At 63.3% G+C, this 1,128-nt stretch carries 2 protein-coding genes; one reads left to right on the forward strand and one right to left on the reverse strand.

Annotation, left to right across the window (positions count from 1 at the left end):
• Nucleotides 1–203 (forward strand): hypothetical protein (locus P3T43_RS35680; RefSeq protein WP_429285672.1); only part of this gene is annotated, 203 nt, incomplete at its 5' end.
• Here P3T43_RS35680 and P3T43_RS35685 read toward each other — a convergent pair.
• The coding region (locus P3T43_RS35685; RefSeq protein WP_429285673.1) for a transposase at nucleotides 200–1,128 on the reverse strand (929 nt) is incomplete at its 5' end. The genes P3T43_RS35680 and P3T43_RS35685 overlap by 4 nt on opposite strands.

Consider the following 1,128-nt stretch of genomic DNA (forward strand, 5'->3'; position numbering starts at 1 on the left):
GTCATGCCCTGAGTAGGTCTGTCAAGCATTCGTTCAACATCTACGCTCGCTACGGCGATTATCCCGCGCCCGCCCGTGGACAGCCGCCTGACGGCGGTTCCCTCGTTGACCACCGTCTCCCCGCGAGCTTCGCCTTCGGCCTGACGCGCCGCTGCGCGGCTTGCCCCAATCAGATAAAAAAGCAGGACCCAGTCTTGACCTAAGTGCTCAGCTTGCCAGCAAGGAGCGAACCGCGTTTTCTGAGAACGTTGAGGTAGACGGTCTCGTTGTACGGCGTGCGGTTCTGCCAGCAGCGATACAGGACGCGAATCCACTTGAACGCGAGGGCTCTCACGGCGACGTGGTGCGAGCTGCCCTTAGCACGCTGCTGCCGGTAGTAGGCACCGGCCCAGAATGAGCGTGGAATGGTCTGGGCGGCCCATTCCACGAAGGTCTGTCGCAGGAATTTCGGACACTGCAGGCGCCAGTGGATCCAGCTCTGTTTGCCGCTGCGCTCTGTCACCGGGGCGATACCCACGTACTTCTGCAGTTCATCAGCACTCCTGAACCGTTCCCGCTGCTCACCGAAGGCGGCCAGCAGGCGTGGGGCGAGCTGCGCGCCGGCACCCGGCAGGTTCTTGAACAGCGTATAGTCCGGCAGTGTGGGCGCTACCGCGGCGATCTCGTGCTCGAACTGCACGATTGCAGCCAACACCGCGCGTAGCTGTGCAGCCAGTGCCAAGACGTGCAGACGGCATGGACCGATGATCGCCGGGTCTTCGGTCAGCGGTGCCGCCTCGCGGATCGATCCTATCCGCACGCTGATCCGCTTCGCACTGCGACAGTGGTGCGCACGGAAGAATGCCTCAAGGGTCGCCGTGCGGGCCTGCTTGACCGAGCGCAGCGTCGGCCAGCGGTCGAGAAAGTCGCAGAACAGCACCGTGCCCCGGTCATCGAACCATTCCAGCGTCTGCGGATAATACTGCTTGAGCGTGTCGCACAGCCGATTGGTCAGCCGGGTCTGGTCGCCAACCAGCTGCCGACGCCGTTCCACCAGACTCACTAGTGTCCGCATCGCGGCGCTCTGCGGCCTCAAGGGACCGAACCGTTCTGGATGGTGCAGCAGAAGATCAAGCGCGAGTTCCGCAT

This window comes from Paraburkholderia sp. GAS41, assembly GCF_050436545.1.
Taxonomy (GTDB): domain Bacteria; phylum Pseudomonadota; class Gammaproteobacteria; order Burkholderiales; family Burkholderiaceae; genus Paraburkholderia.